The organism is Ramlibacter sp. MAHUQ-53 (assembly GCF_052600055.1).
This window is the reverse complement of sequence record NZ_JBQWTS010000010.1, coordinates 123211-143232: the sequence shown is the minus strand read 5'-3', so window position 1 is coordinate 143232 and position 20022 is coordinate 123211. Positions and strand designations below refer to the sequence as shown.

At 70.3% G+C, this 20022-nt stretch carries 16 protein-coding genes; 6 read left to right on the top strand and 10 right to left on the bottom strand.

The window, feature by feature from the left end:
* Nucleotides 1–2: 2 nt before the first annotated feature.
* The gene (locus tag ACT80S_RS15710) at nt 3–1997 is read right to left on the bottom strand and encodes a lytic transglycosylase domain-containing protein (RefSeq protein ID WP_377417513.1); all 1995 of its coding nucleotides are present in this window, start codon (nt 1995–1997) and stop codon (nt 3–5) included.
* A gap of 9 nt (nt 1998–2006) precedes the next feature.
* Between ACT80S_RS15710 and ACT80S_RS15705 the strand changes: the two genes are divergently transcribed.
* A complete protein-coding gene (locus tag ACT80S_RS15705; RefSeq protein WP_377417511.1) occupies nt 2007–2594 on the top strand; it encodes a 5-formyltetrahydrofolate cyclo-ligase in 588 nt (195 codons plus the stop codon).
* A 28-nt stretch (nt 2595–2622) separates the two neighbouring features.
* Here ACT80S_RS15705 and ACT80S_RS15700 read toward each other — a convergent pair whose 3' ends face one another.
* A complete protein-coding gene (locus tag ACT80S_RS15700) occupies nt 2623–3474 on the bottom strand; it encodes a DUF6279 family lipoprotein (protein WP_377417509.1) in 852 nt (283 codons plus the stop codon).
* Between the two features lie 49 nt (nt 3475–3523).
* Here ACT80S_RS15700 and glmU point away from each other — a divergent pair, with 49 nt between their 5' ends.
* Nucleotides 3524–4924 carry a bifunctional UDP-N-acetylglucosamine diphosphorylase/glucosamine-1-phosphate N-acetyltransferase GlmU gene (gene glmU / locus ACT80S_RS15695; protein ID WP_377417565.1) on the top strand — a complete coding sequence of 467 codons (1401 nt, stop codon included), beginning with the start codon at nt 3524–3526 and terminating at the stop codon, nt 4922–4924.
* A gap of 58 nt (nt 4925–4982) precedes the next feature.
* On the opposite strand, the gene ACT80S_RS15690 is transcribed toward glmU, so the two are convergent.
* The 3 genes from ACT80S_RS15690 to ACT80S_RS15680 all read right to left on the bottom strand — a co-directional run bounded on the left by ACT80S_RS15690 (nt 4983) and on the right by ACT80S_RS15680 (nt 8243).
* Complete coding sequence (locus tag ACT80S_RS15690; RefSeq protein WP_377417507.1) at nt 4983–5969, bottom strand: Bug family tripartite tricarboxylate transporter substrate binding protein; 987 nt, start codon at nt 5967–5969, stop codon at nt 4983–4985.
* A gap of 98 nt (nt 5970–6067) precedes the next feature.
* Nucleotides 6068–7012: a 2-hydroxyacid dehydrogenase gene (locus tag ACT80S_RS15685; protein WP_377417505.1), complete on the bottom strand. Its 945-nt coding sequence runs from the start codon at nt 7010–7012 to the stop codon at nt 6068–6070.
* Between the two features lie 22 nt (nt 7013–7034).
* Nucleotides 7035–8243, bottom strand: a complete 1209-nt coding sequence (locus ACT80S_RS15680; RefSeq protein WP_377417503.1) for a mandelate racemase/muconate lactonizing enzyme family protein — start codon at nt 8241–8243, stop codon at nt 7035–7037.
* 116 nt (nt 8244–8359) lie between these two features.
* Between ACT80S_RS15680 and ACT80S_RS15675 the strand changes: the two genes are divergently transcribed.
* Nucleotides 8360–9040 (top strand): FadR/GntR family transcriptional regulator, encoded by a 681-nt coding sequence (locus ACT80S_RS15675; RefSeq protein WP_377417501.1) that lies wholly within the window; start codon nt 8360–8362, stop codon nt 9038–9040.
* Between the two features lie 36 nt (nt 9041–9076).
* Here the strand turns inward: ACT80S_RS15675 and ACT80S_RS15670 are convergent, their stop codons facing one another.
* On the bottom strand, nt 9077–9568 hold the full coding sequence (locus ACT80S_RS15670) for an Lrp/AsnC family transcriptional regulator (RefSeq protein ID WP_377417499.1): 492 nt from the start codon (nt 9566–9568) through the stop codon (nt 9077–9079).
* 122 nt (nt 9569–9690) lie between these two features.
* Here ACT80S_RS15670 and glmS point away from each other — a divergent pair, with 122 nt between their 5' ends.
* Nucleotides 9691–11562 carry a glutamine--fructose-6-phosphate transaminase (isomerizing) gene (gene glmS / locus ACT80S_RS15665; RefSeq protein ID WP_377417497.1) on the top strand — a complete coding sequence of 624 codons (1872 nt, stop codon included), beginning with the start codon at nt 9691–9693 and terminating at the stop codon, nt 11560–11562.
* 102 nt (nt 11563–11664) lie between these two features.
* On the opposite strand, the gene ACT80S_RS15660 is transcribed toward glmS, so the two are convergent.
* The 3 genes from ACT80S_RS15660 to ACT80S_RS15650 all read right to left on the bottom strand — a co-directional run bounded on the left by ACT80S_RS15660 (nt 11665) and on the right by ACT80S_RS15650 (nt 15705).
* On the bottom strand, nt 11665–12840 hold the full coding sequence (locus ACT80S_RS15660; protein WP_377417495.1) for a hypothetical protein: 1176 nt from the start codon (nt 12838–12840) through the stop codon (nt 11665–11667).
* 2 nt (nt 12841–12842) lie between these two features.
* On the bottom strand, nt 12843–13364 hold the full coding sequence (locus tag ACT80S_RS15655) for a hypothetical protein (RefSeq protein WP_377417493.1): 522 nt from the start codon (nt 13362–13364) through the stop codon (nt 12843–12845).
* A 250-nt stretch (nt 13365–13614) separates the two neighbouring features.
* Nucleotides 13615–15705 carry a DUF2779 domain-containing protein gene (locus ACT80S_RS15650; protein ID WP_377417491.1) on the bottom strand — a complete coding sequence of 697 codons (2091 nt, stop codon included), beginning with the start codon at nt 15703–15705 and terminating at the stop codon, nt 13615–13617.
* Between the two features lie 342 nt (nt 15706–16047).
* On the opposite strand from ACT80S_RS15650, the gene ACT80S_RS15645 reads away from it, so the two are divergent.
* Entirely contained in the window at nt 16048–17331 is a 1284-nt protein-coding gene (locus tag ACT80S_RS15645; RefSeq protein ID WP_377417489.1) for a PD-(D/E)XK nuclease family protein, read from the top strand.
* An 801-nt stretch (nt 17332–18132) separates the two neighbouring features.
* The gene (locus ACT80S_RS15640; RefSeq protein WP_377417487.1) at nt 18133–19011 is read left to right on the top strand and encodes a Rossmann-like and DUF2520 domain-containing protein; all 879 of its coding nucleotides are present in this window, start codon (nt 18133–18135) and stop codon (nt 19009–19011) included.
* Here the strand turns inward: ACT80S_RS15640 and ACT80S_RS15635 are convergent.
* Nucleotides 18998–19990, bottom strand: a complete 993-nt coding sequence (locus ACT80S_RS15635) for a Bug family tripartite tricarboxylate transporter substrate binding protein (RefSeq protein ID WP_377417485.1) — start codon at nt 19988–19990, stop codon at nt 18998–19000. The genes ACT80S_RS15640 and ACT80S_RS15635 overlap by 14 nt on opposite strands.
* Nucleotides 19991–20022: the final 32 nt, after the last annotated feature.

Below are 20022 nucleotides of genomic sequence, written 5' to 3'. Positions count from 1 at the left end.
GCTCAGGGCAGTTCGCGATTGGGCTCGGGCTGGTTCGGGTCGCGCGGGCCCACGGTGCCCAGGCGCGCGCGCAGCGACTGCGGCTGGCCCGAGATCACCGCGGCGTAGAGCGTGGCGTTGGCCAGCACCTTCTTGACGTAGTCCCGCGTCTCGTTGAACGGCACGTTCTCGGCCCAGGCCGCGCCCTCCAGCACCGGGCCGTTGCGCCAGGCGCGCGGCCGGCTCGGGCCGGCGTTGTAGGCCGCCGCGGCCATCGGCATGGAGCCGCCGAAGTCGTCCAGCACCAGCTTGAGGTAGGCGGTGCCGATGGCGATGTTGGTGTCGCGGTCCGACAGCTGGTCGGGGTTGAAGCCGTTCAGGCCGATGCGCCGCGCGGTCCAGCGCGCGGTGGCGGGCATCACCTGCATCAGGCCCGAGGCGCCCACGTGAGAGCGGGCGTCGGTCACGAAGCGGCTCTCCTGGCGGATCAGGCCATAGACGTACGACGGGTCCAGCGCGATCTCGCGGCTGCGGCGCAGCACGGCCTCGCGCATCGGCATGGGGAAGCGCTGGTCCACGTCGAACTCGGCGCGGGTGCGCTCGCTGGTGTTGATGCAGCGGTCCCAGACCTCGCGCTCGCACGCCCATTGCGCGGCGGCCAGCAGTTCGCGGTCGCCCATGCCGCCGGGGCGGTGCAGGTTGGTGGTGTAGTTCCACTCGCGCACGCCGTCGGCGCGCAGGCCGATGGCGATGGCGTGCAGGGCCCGCTGCAGGCCGGGGTTGGTGCGCGCGGCCTCGCGCTCCTCGGCGGTGAGCGGCGCGGGGCGCGGCGGCACGGTGATGCGCTGGCCCAGTTCCTCCAGCGCGAGCTGCTCGTAGAAGCCGCGCGGCGAGGCCAGGCCTTCCATCACGCGCCGGCCCTCGGCGCGGTCGGCCTCGCTGCCGGCGGCCAGCAGCGCGCGGGCACGCCAGTAGGTCCAGGCCGGGTCCCGCTGCAGCGCCGGGCCCATGGCCTCGATCGTCTCGCGCAGCGCCTTCCAGGGCGGCGTGCTGGCGGCGCGCAGCGTGGCGCGGGCCTTCCAGGCGAGCATTTCGTCGGTGAGGTCCTCGTCGCGCGTCACGCGCCCGTAGAACGACAGCGCGTTCGGCGAGAGCTTGAACGCGCTCTGGCGGCCAATGGCGCCCCACAGCCAGTTGCGCTCCTCGGGCGTGAGCGAGGGGCTCCACTTCGTGTCCAGCGTGGCGGCGGCGGTCTCGGGCTCGGTGGCCGCCAGGCGGGCCAGTGCCAGCACCACCAGCTCCTTGCGGATCCGCGAGTTGGCGGTGGCGCGGCTGTCCAGGTACTTGACCGGGTTGGCCAGGGCCTCGTCGACCAGGTTCACGGCTTGCGGCGCGACGATCTCCAGCGCCGCCCGCACCATGCGCGGGCGGTTGAACTCGGCGCCCAGGCGCGCCTTGCGCCAGACGTCCAGCGGCTGCAGGCGGGCATGGCGCGGGCCGTCGACCAGGGCGCGCGCCAGCGTGGTGCAGGCGTCCTCGGCCTCGCGCTGGGAAAACCACAGCCGGCGGGCCTCGTCCACCAGCGCCGGGGTGGGGCCCTCGCGCAGGTGCTGCACCGTCAGGGCGTAGCACTTGACCTGCGTGTCGTCGTTCATGCGAAAGCGCGCATGCTCGGGAGCGAAGTTCGTCCAGTCGCGGCGCTGGCCCAGGAGCAGGAGCCAGTCGTTGCGCAGGCGGTCCTCCTGGTAGGTGCCGGCCCAGCGCGCGAGGAAGTCCTGCACCTCCTGCGGGGTGGCGGTGTCGAGGCGGGCGCGCAGCTCCCAGTAGGCGCCCCAGGGCTCCAGCAGGTGGCCGCGCAGCTGGGGCAGGAGCTGGGCGAGGCGGGGGCGCTGGCCCTGGCGGAAGGCCTGGGCCATCTCGAGCACGACCTCGTCACCGCGCGGGTCGGGCCGGCCCTGGGCCTGCGCCGCGCCGGCGAGGGTGGCCGCGATCAGTGTCAGAATCAATCGGAACTTCATCGGGGAATTATGGACAAGTCGGAACAGAAAAAGGCCCTGCGACAAAGCCTGCTCGATGCCCGCCTGCACCTGCCGGACCGCCTCGCCCGCGCCGACCTGCTGCAGCGGGTCATGCGCATCTGGCTGGTGGGCCGGCCCGACGCCGTGATCGGCGCGTACTGGCCCATCAAGGGCGAGTTCGACCCGCTGCCCGCCCTGCACCGCTGGAAGGAGGACGGCGAGCTGCTCGATGAGCCCCAGCGCCGGCGCATCGGCCTGCCGGTGGTGGACAAGGTCCACAAGACCCTCACCTTCCATGCCTGGTTCCCCGGCTGCCCGATGGAGGAGGATGCCTACGGCATTCCCAAGCCCAAGGACACCGAGATCATCGTCCCCACGCTCCTGTTCGTGCCTTGCGTGGGGTACGGGCCGGGGGGCTTCCGCCTCGGCTACGGCGGCGGCTTCTACGACCGCACCCTGGCCAGCCTCGAGCCCCGGCCCTTCACCGTGGGCCTGGGCTTCACCTGCGGCTTCGTCCCGGACCTCGAGCCCGAGCCGCACGACATGCCGCTGGACGCGATCCTGAACGACAACGGCGTGGTCTGGCCGGTGCGCTGAGGCCGCGGCCCCGCCATCCCCGCCGCGCCTACTTCGGCGAGGCGAGGTCGGAGAAGTCCCGCTGCCAGGCGCGCAGGCGCCGCATCGACGCCTCGCGCTGGGCGGGCGTGGCGGCGGCATGCACCGCGGCCACCAGGGCGCAGTTGTGCTGCGTGGCCTGTTCCTGGAGCCGGCGGTAGGCGGGGTCCGGCGAGTGCTGCGCCCGCGCGAGCAGGGCCTGGAGCTGCCGGCGCGCCTCGGCCGGCGAGGTGCCCGGCGCCTGCAGCTGCCGCAGCACCTGCAGCGTGTCGGCCTGACGCCGGTGGCGCTCGGCGAGGACGCGCGCCGCATCGAAGGGCGACGCCTCGAGCTGCTGGCGCAGCACCACGCGCTGCGGCTCCTCCAGCTTGCCGTAGGCCATCTCCAGCCGCTCGGCGAACAGCTTGAGGCGCCGCTCGCGCCGGTCGGCCGCTGAGGCGGTGACCCACTGCTTGCGGAAGTCCTCGTTGTTGGTTTCGAAGCGCCGCGCCAGGTGGCGCAGCTGGTCGGGCGTGAGCGTGAGGGCGAACTGGGCGAGCACCGGCTCCACCTGCGCGCGCAGGGCGTCCAGCCGGGCGAGGCCGCTCTCGTACAGCGCGCAGGCCTGGGCCCCGCCGAAGTCGCCCGCCGCGAGTTGCTCGGCCTGCCGCGCCAGGGCCACCAGCCGGGGCAGTTCCTCGGTGCGGTGCCACTGGTGCACCTGCTCGAGCGCCTCGCGCACGCGCGGGGTCTGGGCATCGCTGAAATCAAAGTAGCCGTCGAGCCACCAGTACGCCAGCTGGGGCGCGTTGGCGTACCCGAGCTGGAGCGCGCTGCAGCCCGCCAGCGCCGAGGCCAGCGCCAGCGCGCCGATAATCCGCACGAGATTCCAGGCACGAGTCATAGAGGAAAGAGGCAAGTCGATGACGTCAATGGCGGCAGTGGATGTGGTGGTGATGGCCGCCGGCAAGGGTACGCGAATGAAGAGCAACCTGCCCAAAGTGTTGCACCGTTTGGGCGGGCGCGCACTGCTGGCGCACGTGGTCGATGCGGCCGCGGGGCTGGCGCCCCGGCGCGTGGTCGTGGTCACCGGGCACGGCGCCGCGCAGGTGGCCGAGGCGGCCCGGGGCTTCGCCGCCGGCGCCGGCCTGGCCGGCTGCGACACGGTGCTGCAGGAGCCGCAACTGGGCACCGGCCACGCCGTGCAGCAGGCCCTGCCCCTGCTGCCCGAGGACGGCACCTGCCTGGTGCTCAATGGCGACGTGCCCCTGGTCGAGTCCGCCACCCTGCGCGCGCTGGTGGCCGCCAGCGAGGGCGGCAGGCTGGCCCTGCTGACCGTGGACATGCCGGACCCCACCGGCTACGGCCGCATCGTGCGCGAGGGCGAGGCGGTGCAGGCGATCGTGGAGCACAAGGACGCGAGCGAGGCGCAGCGCGCCATCCGCGAGGTCTACACCGGCTTCATGGCCGTTCCCAACCGGCTGCTGCGGGCCTGGCTCGCGCGCCTGACCAACGACAACGCCCAGGGCGAGTACTACCTGACCGACGTGGTGAAGTTCGCCGCGCAGGATGGCGTGCCGGTGGCCGCCCTCAAGACCGCCGACAAGGTGCAGGTCGACGGCGTGAACAGCCCGCTGCAGCTCGCCGAGCTGGAGCGCGCCTACCAGCTGCGCCGCGCCCGCGCGCTGATGGAGCAGGGCGTGCGCCTGGCCGACCCGGCCCGCTTCGACGTGCGCGGCACGCTCGACTGCGCCGGCGACGTGGAGATCGACGTGAACTGCGTCTTCGAGGGCGCGGTGTCGCTGGGCGAGGGCGTGCGCATCGGCGCCAACTGCGTGATCGCCAACGCCCGCATCGACGCGGGCGCGGTGATCCATCCCTTCACCCACATCGACGGCGAGAAGCTCGGCGTGGAGGTGGGGGCGGGCGCGCTCGTGGGCCCGTTCGCCCGCCTGCGGCCCGGCGCGAAGCTGGGCGCCGAGGTCCACATCGGCAACTTCGTCGAGGTGAAGAACTCCACCCTGGCCGACGGCGCCAAGGCCAACCACCTGGCCTACCTGGGCGATGCCACCGTGGGCGAACGGGTGAACTACGGCGCCGGCAGCATCACCGCCAACTACGACGGCGCCAACAAGCACCGCACCGTGATCGAGGCCGACGTGCACGTGGGCAGCAACTGCGTGCTGGTGGCGCCCGTCACCCTGGGGGCGGGCGGCACCATCGGCGGCGGCTCCACCATCACCAAGGACACGCCGGCGGGCGCACTGTCCGTGGCCCGGGGCAAGCAGGTCAGCATCCCCAACTGGCAGCGGCCGGTCAAGAAGAAGGCCTGACCGCCCCGGCCTGGCCGCGAGGCCGGGCAGGCGCGCCTGCCGCCGCCGGCTGCCGCTGTCAGACGTTGCCTTCGAGCTCCTTGCCGGCGCGCTGGATCACGCCGGCCCAGCGCTTGTTCTCGCGCGCCAGGAAGTCGCTGGTCTCCTGCGGCGTGGAGGTCAGCACCTCGGCGCCGGCCTCTGTCAGGCGCGAGCGGATCTCGGGCGAGCGGATGATCTGGATCAGGAGGGCGGCCAGTCGCTCGGTGGCGGCCTTGGGCAGGGAGGTGGGCACCACCACGCCCTGGTAGGTGCCGGACTCGAAGTCCTTCACGCCCTGTTCGGCGATGGTGGCCACGTTGGGTAGCAGCGGCGTGCGGGTGCGCTTGGACACGCCGATCACCTTCAGGCGCCCGGCCTGGACCAGGGGCATCGTGGCCAGCATGCCGTTCAGGCAGATCTGCGTGTTGCCGGCGGCGGTGTCGGCCAGCGCCTGCGCGCCGCCGCGGAACGGCACATGCTGCCACTTCAGGCCGGTGGACAGGGCGATGTCCACCACGCCCAGGTGGTTGGCCGAGCCCGAGCCGGCGGAGGACAGGTTCATGGACCGCGTCTTCGACAGCGCCACCAGCTCGGTGATGGTGTTCGCCTGCACCGAGGGGTGGGCCACCAGCAGGTGGGGCGAGTAGGCCAGCATGGTCACGCCCTTGAGGTCGGCCGGCTTGTACGGCAGTTCCTTGGTGACCAGGGGGCTGATCGCCAGCGAGCTCATGTCGGTGAGCATCATGGTGTGTTCGTCGGTCGCCGTGGCGGTGGCCGCGGCGGCGATCGCGCCGTTGGCGCCGGTGCGGTTCTCGATCACCACCGGCACGCCCAGCGCATCACCCAGCGGCTTGCTGATCAGGCGGGCGATGGTGTCGGAAGTGCCGCCCGGCGCGAAGGGGATGACGATGCGCAGCGGCCGGCTCGGCCAGGTGGCGGCCGAGGCGAGGGCGGGGCCGCCCAGGGCGGTGGCGCCCGCGGCGGCGGCGGTGGCCTTGAGCAGGGTGCGGCGGTGAAGGGTCATGCGTTGTCTCCTGGGTTGCGGCCGTTCGGCCTGTCTGGGTGCGACTGTGACCTCAGTCGGTCGTGATCATGACGGCGGTGCGGGGCTCGGGTGTCACCCTAGCGCACCCGGTTCTGCAGCGGCTCGCCGGCGGCGAGCCGGCGGATGTTGTCGGCGATGAAGGCATAGCGGCGCGCCAGCAGGCCATGGGTCCAGCCCGAGATGTGCGGGGTGCAGCGCACGTTGGGCAGGGTGTGGAATGGCAGCGAGGCCGGGGCCAGTTCGGCCTGGCCGGCGGCCGGGTAGTGGTACCAGACATCGAGCACCGCGCGGCCGATGCGGCCGGCCTGCAGCGCGTCGAACAGCGGCTGTTCCTGCACCAGGGGGGCGCGGCCCACGTTCACCAGCAGCGAGGTCGGCTTCATCGCGGCGAGCTCGCGCTCGCCCACCAGGCCGCGGGTCTGCTCGTTCAGCGGGCAGCACAGGACCAGCACGTCGATGGCGGGCAGCAGGCCGGCGAGGTCGGCCACCGGATGCACCGCATCCGCGCCCTCCACCGGAACGCCCTGGCGGGTGACCGCGGTCACGTGCAGGCCGAGCGCGCGCAGGCGCGAGGCGGTGGCCCGGCCGATGGCGCCGAAGCCGACGATGGCGGCGCGGCGGCCGAAGGCCTCGTCGTGGAACGGCCGCTCGAAGTAGGCGCGCGGCCAGGTGGCGGCGTCCAGCGGCGCGGGGACGGGCTGGCTGAAGATGGCCTGGTCCAGCACCGCGTGGCAGACGAACTCGGCGATCGGGATCTCGTGCTCGAACACGTTGCAGACGCGGCAGCCTTCCGGCACCGCGTCGAGGGCGATGGTGTCCAGGCCGGCGCCGGGCGCCTGGAACAGGCGGGCCTGCAGGCGCGAGGCCTCGCTGGCATTCAGGCGGGTGCTGACCACGACCTCGGCTTCGATCGGGCCCTCGGCCGGCAGCGAGGCAACGCCGCGGACCTGGAAAGCATCCCCCAGCAGGCGCTGCAGCAGGGGGACATGGGGGACATGCTGTCCGACGACGGTGACTTGCATGGAATCTCTGGATGAAAAAGGGTCAGCGGGCCTGGCCGCTCACGCGCACGGTGGCATCGGGCCGGGCCTTCACCGCGTCCTGCAGGCGGGTGCCCAGGCCGGGGGCCTGCGGCGCCAGGGCCATGCCGTCCTTCAGCACCGGCAGGTCGGTGACCAGGTCACGGTACCAGGTGCTCAGGGACGCGCGCACCACCTCCTGGAAGATGGCGGTGGGCGCATGCAGCGCCAGGTGCAGGCCCGCCATCAGCGTGACGGGGCCGGTGCAGTCGTGCGGGGCCACCGGCTTGGCGTACGCCTGGGCCAGGGCGGCGATCTTGCGGCCCTCGCTGAAGCCGCCGCACCAGGCCAGGTCCAGCATGACCATGTCGAGGGCATCGGCGGCCAGCAGGTCGCGGAACGGGACCACGCCGCCCAGGGTCTCGCTGCCGCAGATCGGCACGCGGGTCTGGCGGCGCAGGTCGGCCAGGGCGCGGGCGTCGTCCATCTTGGCGATCGGGTCCTCGGCCCAGAAGATGCCCAGGTCCTCCAGCGCGCGGCAGATGCGGGTGGCGGCATGGCTGCCCCAGAGGCTGTGGAGCTCGCACATCACCTCGATCTGGTCGCCCACGGCCTGGCGGATCTTGCGGAAAGGCGCCAGGCCCTCCTTCAGCTGGGGCAGGGTGATCATCTGCCCGCCGCTGGCGGCGGCGAAGTCGTCGAAGGGCCAGATCTTCATCGCGGTGAAGCCTTCGGACAGCAGGCTCTCGGCCAGCTTGCCGGCGTCGCGCATGAAGGCGACCTGGTCGTCGTAGGGGCCGGCGCTGGCGTCGCCGCTGCCGATGGACCGGCGCACCGCGCTGCTGGTGTTGAAGGCGTAGCCGGCGCAGGTGTTGTAGGCCCGCACCCGGTCGCGCGCGCCGCCGCCCAGGGCCACGTAGACCGGCTCGCCCTGGCGCTGGCCGGCCAGGTCCCACAGGGCGATGTCCACCGCGCTGGCGGCGCGCACCTCGGCGCTGGCGCTGTGGAAGCCCAGGTAGGGCGCGGACAGGTGCTGCGAGATGCCCTCGATGTGGCGGGCGTCGCGGCCGACCAGCCAGGGCGCGACCTGCTCGTGCAGCACCGCCTCCACCGCCTGCGCGCCGCGGAAGGTCTCGCCCAGGCCGGTGCGGCCGTCGTCGGTCTCGATCTCGAGCCAGATCAGGTTGGGGCGTTCGGCGATGCGGACGGTGCGCAGGGCGGTGACGAGGGACATGGCGTAGGGGGTGTTGCGTTGCGGCGGATTATTCGAAGCCGCCGGATGACCTGTCAACGAAACGCCAAAGTTGTTTGACAACTTGCTAGGATGCGGCTGAAGCCGAGGAGTCCGCCATGCCCGCCCCCGCCCTTGCCGACCATGTCTACGAGCAGATCGTCGCCACCATCGCCCGCGAGGCGCTGGCGCCGCACACCCGCCTGCCCAGCGAGGCCGCGCTGGGCGAGCGCTTCGGCGCCTCGCGCCCGGTGGTGCGGCAGGCGCTGGCGCGGCTGCGGGCCGAGGGCCGGGTCTATGCGCGCCAGGGTGCAGGCAACTTCGTCGGGGAGGCGGCGCCGCTGTCGCGCGTGACCTTCGGCGCCTTGCGCAGCCTGGCGGACATCCGCGCGCTGCTGGATTTCCGCTGCGTGCTGGAGGGCGAGAGCGCGGCCCGCGCGGCGCAGTGCACCGACCGGCAGCTGCTGCACGCCATCACCGCCCGGCGCCGCCTGCTGGAGGCCGCGGTGGCCCGCGGCGACAAGGCGGTGGACGAGGACATCGCCTTCCACCGCGCCATCGCCGAGGCCAGCGGCAACCGCTTCTTCATGCTCACGATGGCGGCGCTGGAGGAGCAGTTCCGCTATGCGGTGAAGCTCGCGCGCGAGCTGTCGGCGCAGCCGGTGCGCGAGCGCGCCAGCCATGTGCGCGACGAGCACCGCGCCATCGACGCCGCCATCGCCGCGGGCGACCCGCAGGCCGCCCGGGACGCGATGACGCGCCACCTGCGCGGGGGCATGGCGCGCCTGTTCGGCGGGTAGGGGCGGCGGCGGGCGGCGGCGGTCGCTGGCGGCGCCTCAGGCCAGCGGGATGCGCGGCGCGAACTTGGCGCGGCGCACCGAGAAGAAGGCCTTGACGTTGCGCACGTTGGCATCGGCCGTGAACAGCCGCTGCTGCAAGGCCAGGTAGCCCGGCATGTCGGCGGCGCGCACGTGCAGGATGAAGTCGGGCCCCGGCGAGACGCGGTAGCACTGCTGCACCGCGTCGTCGGCGACGACGCGGGCCTCGAAGGCGGCCAGGTGCTCGGCGCCCTGGCGCTCCAGCGTCACCTCGACGATGGCTTCCAGCCCGTGGCCCAGGACCTCGCCGAGGCGGTCGGCATGCAGCACCGCCACCTGCCGTTCGATCAGCCCCGCCTCGTGCAGGCGCTTGACCCGCCGCAGGCAGGTGGGCGGCGAGACATGGACCCGGCGCGCCAGCTCGAGGTTGCTCAGCGAGGCATCCTGCTGGAGCAAGTCCAGCAGGTGGCGGTCGATGGTGTCGAGAAACCTGGCTTCAATTTCTTGCATGTTGGGGAAATCTTATTTCATCAATTGAGATGCGAGAAATAAAAAACCATCGGATTTAAAAATTCGGACACAAATTCCGTTCCATCCCTCCTACAGTCCAGCCAACCTCAGGAGCTTCCACCATGTGCGGCATCGTCGCCGCGGTCTCTGACCGCAACATCGTCCCCATCCTCGTCCAGGGCCTGCAGCGGCTCGAGTACCGGGGCTATGACTCCTGCGGCGTCGCGGTGCATGCCGGCGGCCTGCGCCGCGCGCGCAGCACCCAGCGCGTCGCGGAACTGCTGCAGCAGGTGACCGCCGAGAAGCTCGAGGGCACGACCGGCATCGCCCACACCCGCTGGGCCACGCACGGCGCCCCGGCGGTGCACAACGCCCACCCGCATTTCAGCCACGGCCCCGGCGCCGCCGCCGACAAGGCCGGCCGCATCGCGCTGGTCCACAACGGCATCATCGAGAACCACGACGAGCTGCGCGCCGCGCTGCAGGCCCGGGGCTATGCCTTCGCCAGCCAGACCGACACCGAGGTCATCGCCCACCTGGTCGACAGCCTCTACGAGGGCGACCTGTTCGAGGCGGTGCAGGCCGCCGTGGCGCAGCTGCATGGCGCCTATGCCATCGCCGTGTTCTGCAAGGACGAGCCGCACCGCGTGGTCGGCGCGCGCGCCGGCTCGCCCCTGGTGCTGGGCGTGGGCGAGGGCGGCAAGGAGCATTTCCTGGCCAGCGACGCGATGGCCCTGGCCGGCGTGACCGACCAGATCGTCTACCTCGAGGAGGGCGACCTGGTGGACCTGCAGCTGGGCCGCTTCTGGGTGACGGACCGCGGCGGCCGCCGCGCCGAGCGCCCGGTGCGCACGGTGCGTGCCCACAGCGGCGCGGCTGAACTCGGCCCCTACCGGCACTACATGCAGAAGGAGATCTTCGAGCAGCCGCGCGCCATCGCCGACACGCTCGAGGGCCTGGAGGCAGTGGTGCCCGAGCTGTTCGAGGGCGCCGGCCAGCCCGCGCCGGGCGAGGGCGCGCACCGCACCTTCCAGAAGATCGACTCGGTCCTGATCCTCGCCTGCGGCACCAGCTACTACAGCGGCTGCGCCGCGAAGTACTGGCTGGAGTCGATCGCGAAGATCCCGACCCAGGTGGAGATCGCCAGCGAGTACCGCTACCGCGAGTCGGTGCCGAATCCGGACACGCTGGTGGTCACCATCAGCCAGTCCGGCGAGACGGCCGACACGCTGGCGGCGCTGCGCCATGCGCAGTCCCTGGGCATGACGAACACGCTCACCGTGTGCAATGTGGCCACGTCGGCGATGGTGCGCGAGTGCAAGCTGGCCTACCTCACGCGCGCCGGCGTGGAGGTGGGCGTGGCCTCGACCAAGGCCTTCACCACGCAGCTGGCGGGCCTGTTCCTGCTCACGCTGGCCCTGGCCCAGGCCAAGGGCCGCCTGACCGAGGCCGAGGAAGCGGCCCACCTCAAGGCCATGCGCCACCTGCCGGCGGCGCTGTCCGCGGTGCTGGCGCTGGAGCCGCAGATCATTTCGTGGGCGGAGGACTTCGCGGGCAAGCAGAACGCGCTGTTCCTGGGCCGGGGGCTGCACTACCCGATCGCCCTCGAGGGCGCGCTCAAGCTCAAGGAGATCACCTACATCCACGCCGAGGCCTATGCAGCCGGCGAACTCAAGCACGGCCCGCTGGCGCTGGTGACCAGCGAGATGCCGGTGGTCACCGTGGCGCCGAACGACGCGCTGCTGGAGAAGCTGAAAAGCAACATGCAGGAAGTGCGCGCGCGCGGCGGCGTGCTGTACGTGCTGGCCGACGCGGACACCCGCATCGAGAGCAGCGACGGCCTGCACGTGATCCGCATGCCCGAGCACTACGGCCCGCTCAGCCCCCTGCTGCACGTGGTGCCGCTGCAGCTGCTGGCGTACCACACGGCGGTGGCGCGGGGGACGGACGTGGACAAGCCGAGGAACCTGGCGAAGAGCGTGACGGTGGAGTGAGCGGCGAGGGTGCTTCAGGTGCCGTCCTTCTTCAGGACAGCAGCGGTTCCCATGCCAAGCGAATTGTCGACATCAAGAGCCTTTGGTGGCGCGTCGACTCTTCTATCCCCGGATGCGGTGTCCCTGGATGAGGCCGTGCAGGGCGACTAGGTCAGCCGCTGACATACCGCCCCCGCGAAGCTGTCCGACACTCCAGGCAATCGCCTCGTCGAACCGCTCATTGGCCAGGGCCTTCCTTACCGCGCGTCCATCAGTGGTGACGGGCCTGCGCGGGCTTCCTCCGGCGGGCAGGAGCCGGAGGAAGGACTTCAAGGCGCGTTGCACTTCGGCGGGTGCCTGCTGCAGGCCCTGCGGGTCCTGGGCCAACATCGTGCACAGGACTTCCCGATCCGAGCGCGCCGGCTCCTCCAGGTGGGGATAGCCGCTGTCCCAGCCGTTGATTTTGGATGCCGCAAGCCGGCCGACCGAGACGCTGCCACGCACCCGGGCCGACGCGTACGCCACCACCCATCCACCTGTGGCCGGGATCAAGGCCTCGAAGTGCCGGACCCGGTCCAGGAATTGCCTCGGCGCGTTCTCGAAGAACAGCCTGATGCGGTCGCGGTGCTCGCGCCGTGGTTCCCCAGGGGTCCAGGCCAGGAAGGCCCGGGCCTTGGCCAGGTCGGTGTAACTGGGGCCGTTTCCCCGCATCTGGTCGATGGCCTGGTCGATGACGGCGAGGTCTGCGGCACCATAGTGCTCGGTGTCGTAGCCCAGGCTGAACAAGGTGGCGAACGGGGCCTGGCGGCCCAGTTGCCTCTTGCTGGGGTAGCGGCCCAGCCGAACCGCCAGGGCCTGCCAGGCATGCTGAAGCGCATCGCGAAACTCCGGCGCGTGGTCATAGGCGCCGCCTTCATCATCCAGCAAAGCCTCGGCATCCTCCTGGGAAAGCCCCTCGTCCAGCAAGCTCTGGCAGGCGGCCCTGCGACTCATCGCGTGATAGCCCTCGGGCGGGAGCGTCGTCACCAGCGTGCGCTCTCCCACCACGACGCCCGCGCCTTCGGGCCATGCGAACTCGACTGCCTTGCAGCCGGTGGTCTGTCGAACCAACCGGGCGATATGCACAACCGTCGTCAGGGGCGCCGAGAGGACCACCGTGGTGCCGCTGTGGCGCAGATGCCCGGTGGTCTTGAGGTCAAAGCCCAACGCCAGGGGAACCGAGGTGTGCGCTGGGATGGCGTGCATCCGGCAGAAAGAAGCGGCGGCCGCTGGCGGAACAGTGGTCAGTACGACGCCCATGGTCAGGCCGCCTCCTGGTCCGCAAGGCCCGACCCCAGGGTGCCGAGGTCTCGCACGACGCGATCGAGTTGGTTGATGTCCCGCGTCGCCAGGGCAGGCAACTGCAGCCTGATCGCCTGCAGGCTGGCCGCGGCCCCCAGGGCCGCGAGTTGCACCGCCACATTCATCGCCACGCGTGGGCCCGCCGGTGATGGCGTGTCCTGGGTGTCCGCAGCAATCCCCTCCAGTTGGATGCTCTCGGCGAGCCCGTTGTACCGCTGCGCATCGGCTTGCTCATGGAAGGGCGCAGATTTGACGAGTTCAAGGAGCCGCTCGCAGGGGTGCGAGTCCAGGCCGCTGCGCAAGCGCGTGACCAGCAGCCGCAACGCAGCGTCATACGATTCCTTGAAGAAGGCCTGCTCCTGGCCGTCCATCTCATCGAATCGCGCGACGGCCGAGAGCCAGGCCATGGCGACGGCATCCAATTGCTGTTTGTCCAGGGCCGGCGCCTTGACCAGCAATTGCAGAGTTTCTTCAAGCGTCATCGGCGAAATACCACTTTGCTTCCCATTCCAAAAACAGCCAGATCCGGCGCGTGTTCTGGGGCCGTGCGCATGTCGAGCCTTCGCGTTAGACCCGCGCGGTAAGTACTGTCCGGTGTGGCGTATGAACTTAACCTTAACTCAATGACGACGGCCCGGTCCCCAGGGCGCCGGCCTATGCCTTGCTGGCGAACCAACCGGCGTCGGTGCGTGGATCGACGCGCGCAAGCCAGCGGGCGGGACGTGGACGGCATCACCCGCCCAAACCTGCCAATGGCAGGGGCCGCCCCCGCAGTTCCATCAGGCCCTGGACCAGCATCACCATGGCCAGGGTGTCCAGTTCGCAGTAGCGCAATAGTGCTGCCTCGATTTCCTGCCGTTGTGCGGGTGCCAGCCGCGAGAACTGGGTGTAGTTGTAGGCCGTCATGGCCGCGCCCCCATGGGCGATGGCTCCGTCTTCCCCGTCGGACCCGCGAAGCCGAAGGAGCATGGCGTCGAGCGCGTCGAAGCCGGCCCCGAAAATGGGCGGCAGCGTCTTGTAGGGGTCTCCGCCGCAACCGTCCTGCAACCACACGTGCCCACCTGTGCCGTCGAAGTTCAAGCTCGCGATCGGCAACCCGCGGCCGTAGATGCCGGCTCGGGCGTACAACTGCCGCAGGCCGGGGGCATCGTTCAAGATGGCGGGCAGCATGTACTTGAGGGAGACGCTGCCCCCGGCTCGTGCCGAGTAATAGCCCTCCTGGACCAGGCGGTGCAGGTCCACCATCTCACGGGCCGGGGCGTCAGCGCCCTCCCCTGGGCCGGTGATGAGGTCGATGAAGGCGATCAACTCGGGGGCATCGGCCTGGGCGCTTGCCGCGACGAGTGGGCGCAGTTTCCTCAGTACCGAGTTTTCGTGGAAGTGGTACCTGAAAACCGTGCCCATCAGGCGACCCTGCGGCATGAGGGCCGCGCGCAGTTGGCGAACGAACTCGATGCTCGGAAAGACGCCTGCATCCGTGCAGATCCACTGGGAGGCGTGCCGGATCGTCACATGCCCGGCGGCGTCCTTTTCCATGACGTGATGGCTGAACTGGAAGGCGAGGGTCTCATGCGGCCGGGTTCCCTTGAAGAAGGGCACGGCGGGAGCCGAAGTCTCGAAGTCGATCATGTGCAATGGCCATTCCCAGCGGTCCATCTCGGCCAGGCGGTCCTCCCGGATCTCGAAGCTGAAGTCGGGTTCGCGAACTGCGCGAACCTGGGCCAGCCGACGCTCCAGAGGCGTGAAACCAATCGCCGGGGCGACCCGTGCCGGGGCGATGTCCTGCTCCTGCACATCGGCCAGCAGCGCCCGGCGTGCCTGGAGTACCCGCTGCGCAATGCCCGGCCTTCCCGCCATCGCGCCCCACAGGTCAATGGCCAGCGGCTGGCTGCGATCGACGCTCGCCTTGGGCGTATCGAGCAGGCCCCGCCGGATGGCCTCCTCGAGGCATTCATGCACGCCGCTGCGCAGAGGATCGCCCTCAGTCGCACGGTACTGGCAGTCCTTGCAGGCCTTGCTCATGCCCCCGAAATGACGGATTTCCTGGTGCTGAAGCCCGGCCGCCCACGCCATGAAGGCGGGCAGGCTGGCGACCTGCTCGGGGGGTGCGCCCGTGACGTCCACCGGTGCAGCCCGCAAGCCTTGCACCAAGTCGCTCACGTCCACCTCCCTCAGGATGTCGAGCGACCCGAGCGCAGCCCGGTCCAGGCCCGCAGCGACCTCCACCCGGGCGTTACGTCCGTCGGCGTCAAAGACGACGGGGAACTGCTGGTGCAAGGCCTCGACGTCGCAGGCCACCGATTTGTCCATGAGCACCAGCTTGGGAACGATCTGCCAGCCGGGAAACACACGGGAAGCCACCTCCGCCTGGAACGCCACGTCATAGAGGTAAGGCCGCCAGGCCTTGTCAGTGAATTGCCCGGCGACGTCCTGCTCGCTCACCCCCTTGGACTTGACCTCGATGAGCTCGATGCGCTTGCGCTCCTGATCCCGAATCAGCAGGTCAACCCGAACGAAATAGTGGTCGTGGCGCAGGGCTGCCTCCGCGACCACGACCCGGCCTGGGACCGCCAGGCGCTGGTGGGTCTGCGCCACCGACTCATCGTAGCCGTTCGCCTCGACTGTGATCGCCTGGCCGATCGGGTCTGGGTGGTACTTGAATTTGGCGAGCGTGCCGACTTGGTGGCCACCATCCGCCAGGGCTGCGAGGAAGGCATTTTCTCGCATCTGGTTGCGGTAGTCGCCGGGACGGGACTCGTAGTAAAGCTTCGTCGGGCATTCCAAGGCGATCTTGAACCGGGACTTGGTGAGCGGCTTGAGCATCAGACTTCCTCATGAACACGGAGGGGTCCTTTTGAACCAGCCCCTGACGCATCCACTGGCTGGAATGCACCGGTAGCGGGCCGGGCGGACGTCGGAGGGTGGAACGTTTTCCCGAATCGACATCGATTTACCAATGAATGCGATGCCATTCGAGCCTGAGCCTGAAAAAGATTACCGCAAGCCTTGGTAAAAAGCCAATATCGGTGAAGTCGAGAATCGACGAATCGAATGGAAATACGTAGGGTCAATGGATTCATCCGGCTAATGCATTGGTAATTTAAAAACTATTCCTTGCGTGCGCGCGGACAGGCCGAAACTGCCACCTAAGAGGGAAGCGGAAAATTGAATATTTTTGAGATCTTCTGCAAGGGAGACGGGCGCGTCGACGAGCCGAACATGAGTTCTGTGCTGGCGTTCCTGCTCAATCCCGACGGTTCGCACGGCTACGCTCGCGCGTTCCTGGGCGAGTTTCTCGAGCCCTGTCGCGAGGCGATCACCCGCCTGGACCTGTGGAGCGATATCCGCCCGCGCAATCGACCGCAGACGATGCTGGAGGCCATCAAGGCCTTCGACCGGGTCCAGGTCAGTCTCGAAGAGCGCCTGCCGATGCGACTGGGCCAGTCAGGCGCACCGGACGCGCGCATGAGCCGGCGGGACCTGGACATCGTCATCCGGTTGTACCTGCCCCACGACCAACTGCGCCTGGTGGTCGCGATCGAGAACAAGATCTCCGACGGTGCGGCCGATCCGACGCAGTTGTGGGACGAATACCAGTTGCTCCGCAACAGCGTGGATGAAGAGTCGCTGGAGCAGGGGAGCACCGTGCCTATCCTGTTGGTCTATCTGACGCCCCGGCCCTGCCGGCTCAGCGGCGCCGCGGTGCGGGCCTCCTGGGAGCGCCTGCGTATTCCCGAGGGGAGCGTCGACCAAAAGATGAATTACTCGTGGGCGGCGTCTGACGAGGCGCATGTGCCTTCCATCACGGAGCTGGCCCGCACGATGCTGGAGAACGAACACTGGGGCCGCATCAATCCGGCCTCCAGCCATGCGGGACTTCTGCTGCGGTCCCTGGTCATGTTCATCGCCAACGATTTCAGCATTGGCACGGAAGAGTTCGGCCGAGACGCCGACAACGCGATGGCGGAAGTCGACCTTCCGGCGTTTTGGACCCGTTGGCCCAGCGGCAAGGCGCGCAGTCAGGCGCTGGCGCAACGGCTCTTCCAGGCGATCTTGCACTGCCTGGAGGAGGACGCCCTTCGCATCGAAGGCGCTGGCCGACGCGTCGGGATGAGGTCCACCAAGACCCGCATCACGATCTACTTGCCCTGCCGTGAAGAACGTGCCGAGGCGCCCGGCCGCTTCCTGGAGGGCCCGATCGCCCGGTTGCGAAATGACGGCAGGACGACCGGGACGCGGTTGCACCTGGAGTTCGAGCGCCGGTTGCAGACTCCGCCGGAGTCGCTCTTTGCCGATTTGCCGCGCGACGTGAAGGCGAAATTGCAGATCGCCGTGGGTGAGCGCCGAACGACCTACGACCTCATCATTCCGAGCGACCTTCCCACCGAGTACTTGGGAGCGATCGTCCGGCCCGCGCTCCACGAAGCTGTCCTGTCCGTCCTGGGCTAGGGCGAGCCTGACTGGATTCGTCGCGCGCTCCTAGGCCATGCGCAGCGAGCGCGTCGTAGCCCATGACCCGTCGGTCATCGTCCGTGACGACCAAGGTGCGGCTCGCACGGCTGCCCCGGTGGGCCAGGGCCCGGGGCTCGAGCAACTCGTCCAGCACCGACTCGCCGTAGCCAAACCCCTGGACCTGGGCCTCGGCTGGTAGCGGTGCCGGGGCGTGGAGGGTCATCGGCCCGCCTTCCAGGGCGCCTTGACCGCGCGCGGGCGCTCCAGCCCGGGATCGGATGCCGCCGGAGGCATCCAGCAAGGCGGTGAACTCCCGGAGCCGGGTGTCATCCAGCTTGATGAATACCTGGTCGAGCAGTACGGATTGCGCCTCCTTCTCAGGCGAACAGATCCATGAATGCCGGCTCTACAGGTATTCATTGTCAGCACACAGGGCGGCCCCGCGCCGCCTCCCGCGCTGCGATGCAGCCAGAACGTGAACCGGAGCCTGTGATGGTGCTCGCCGATGCCGCGCAGGACGGCCTTCTCGGCGATGACGGTGACCTTGTCGAAGTTGCCGTCGTCGTCTTCCGCCGCGCTGGCTCCGCGGCGATGGGGCGCCGAGGTGCCGCAGGGGTCGCGTAGAGTTGCGGCATCCTGGACGCGGGCTGCATGCCCTGCGCCCGCTCACCGGAAGGCCCAACGACAACCTGAGACATCCCATGGATCGCAGACACCTCCCGACCCGCGCCGGCATCGCCGGAGGCGCCGCCGTCCTCGCGGCTGCCGCCTTCGCCCGTTGACGGGCGCCGAGCCGACATGCAACGACTCAACGTCATCGGCACCGGCCGGGTCGGCCAGGCGCTGGCGCGCCTGTGGCACGCGCGCGGGCTGTGCGAAGTGCAGGACCTGTTGGCCCGCCGCGCGGACAGCGTGGCGCGCGCGCAGGCCTTCATCGGTGCGGGCCGCGCCGCCGCCGGCCTGGACGACCTGCGCGAGGCCGACCTGTGGATGCTCAGCGTGCCGGACTCGCAGGTGGCCGAGGTGGCCGCGCAGCTCGCGCAGTCGCTGCGCGCGCGCGGCCAGGTACGCCCGGCCCTGGCCTTCCACTGCAGCGGCTTCCTGCCGGCGTCCGCGATGGCGCCGCTGCAGGCGCTGGGGTGGCTGGCGGCCAGCGTGCATCCGGTGCTGAACTTCGCCTCACCCGAGGCGGGCGCCGCCCGCTTCCCCGGCACGCCCTGCGGGCTCGAGGGCGATGCGGCGGCGAAGGGCGCGCTGCGCCCGCTGTTCGAGGCCATCGGCGGCGAGTGCTTCGAGGTGCAGGGCGAGCACAAGCCCCTGTACCACGGGGCCGCGGTGATCTGCAGCAACTTCATGATCGTGCTGCAGGCCATCGCCCGCGAGGCCTGGGCCGAGGCCGGCGTGCCGCCGGCCCTGGTGCCCAAGGTCAACGAGGCCCTGCTGCGCGCCACCGTGGAGAACACCCTGGCCCTCGGCCCGGCCGGCTCCATCGTCGGCCCCGCCGCGCGCGGCGACACGGCGGTGGTGCTGGCGCAGGGCGACCGCGTCGCGCACTGGCATCCCGAGGCCGGCCGCATCTACCGCGAGATGAGCGTGCTGGCGCGCCGCCTGGCCGTCACCGGCAGCACGCTGCCGGCGGACCGCGACGACGCCGCCGCGGAAGTCAGGGCGTCGTGATCTTGCGCTCCCGGATCACGCGGCCCCACAGGGCCGACTCGCGCGCGATCTCCCGGGCCAGTTCATCGCGGGTGCCCGGCTGGGGCAGCAGGCCGTGGCTGCTCAGGGCCTCGGACAGGGCCGGGTCCTTCAGCACCTTCACCAGCTCGCTGTTCCAGCGATCCAGGACCGGCGCCGGCACCTTGGCTGACGCCACGAAGGCGTACCAGTTGGTGGCCACGTAGCCGGGGTAGCCCGACTCCGCGATCGTCGGCACCTTGGGCAGGGCGGCGAGCCGCCGGGCGCCCGTGGACGCCAGGGGAATGAGCTTGCCGCTGTCGATGTGCGCCTGGGCCGTCGACAGCGTGGAGTAGTAGGCGGCGACCCGCCCGGCCAGCAGGTCCTGCAGGGCCGGCGCGCCCCCCTTGTACGGGACATGCACGGTGTCGATCCTGGCCATGTCGTCCAGCAGTTCCCCGGCCAGGTGCGACGCCGAACCCGGGCCGGTGGACGCGTAGTCGAGCTTGCCCGGGTTGGCCTTGGCGTAGGCGATGAACTCGGCGAAGGTCCTGATGCGCGTGCCCGCATGGACCACCAGCACGTTCGGGAAATTCACGCCCATGGTGATGGGCGCCAGGTCCTTTTGCGGGTCGTAGGGCAGTTTCATCAGGTGCGGGGCGATCGCCAGCGGGCCGACCGATCCGAACAGGATCACGCTGCCGTCCGCCGGGCCCTGGGCCACGAACTGGTGCGCGATGTTGCCGCCCGCCCCCGGCTTGTTGTCGATGATGACGCCGATGCCGAGGTTCTCGCCGAGCTTCTTGCCGATCTGGCGGGCCGCGCTGTCGGCCGCGCCACCGGCGGCGAAGCCGACCACGATGGTCACCGCCTTCTTCGGCGGGAAGTCGGGGGCGGCCTGCGCGCGGGCAGGGGCCGCGGCCAGCAGGGTGGCGGCCGTCGCGCACGCGGCGACGGCACTCAGGATCAGTCGCTTCTTCAAGGGAAGGTCCTCCAGGGCAGGATGGGGCGGGT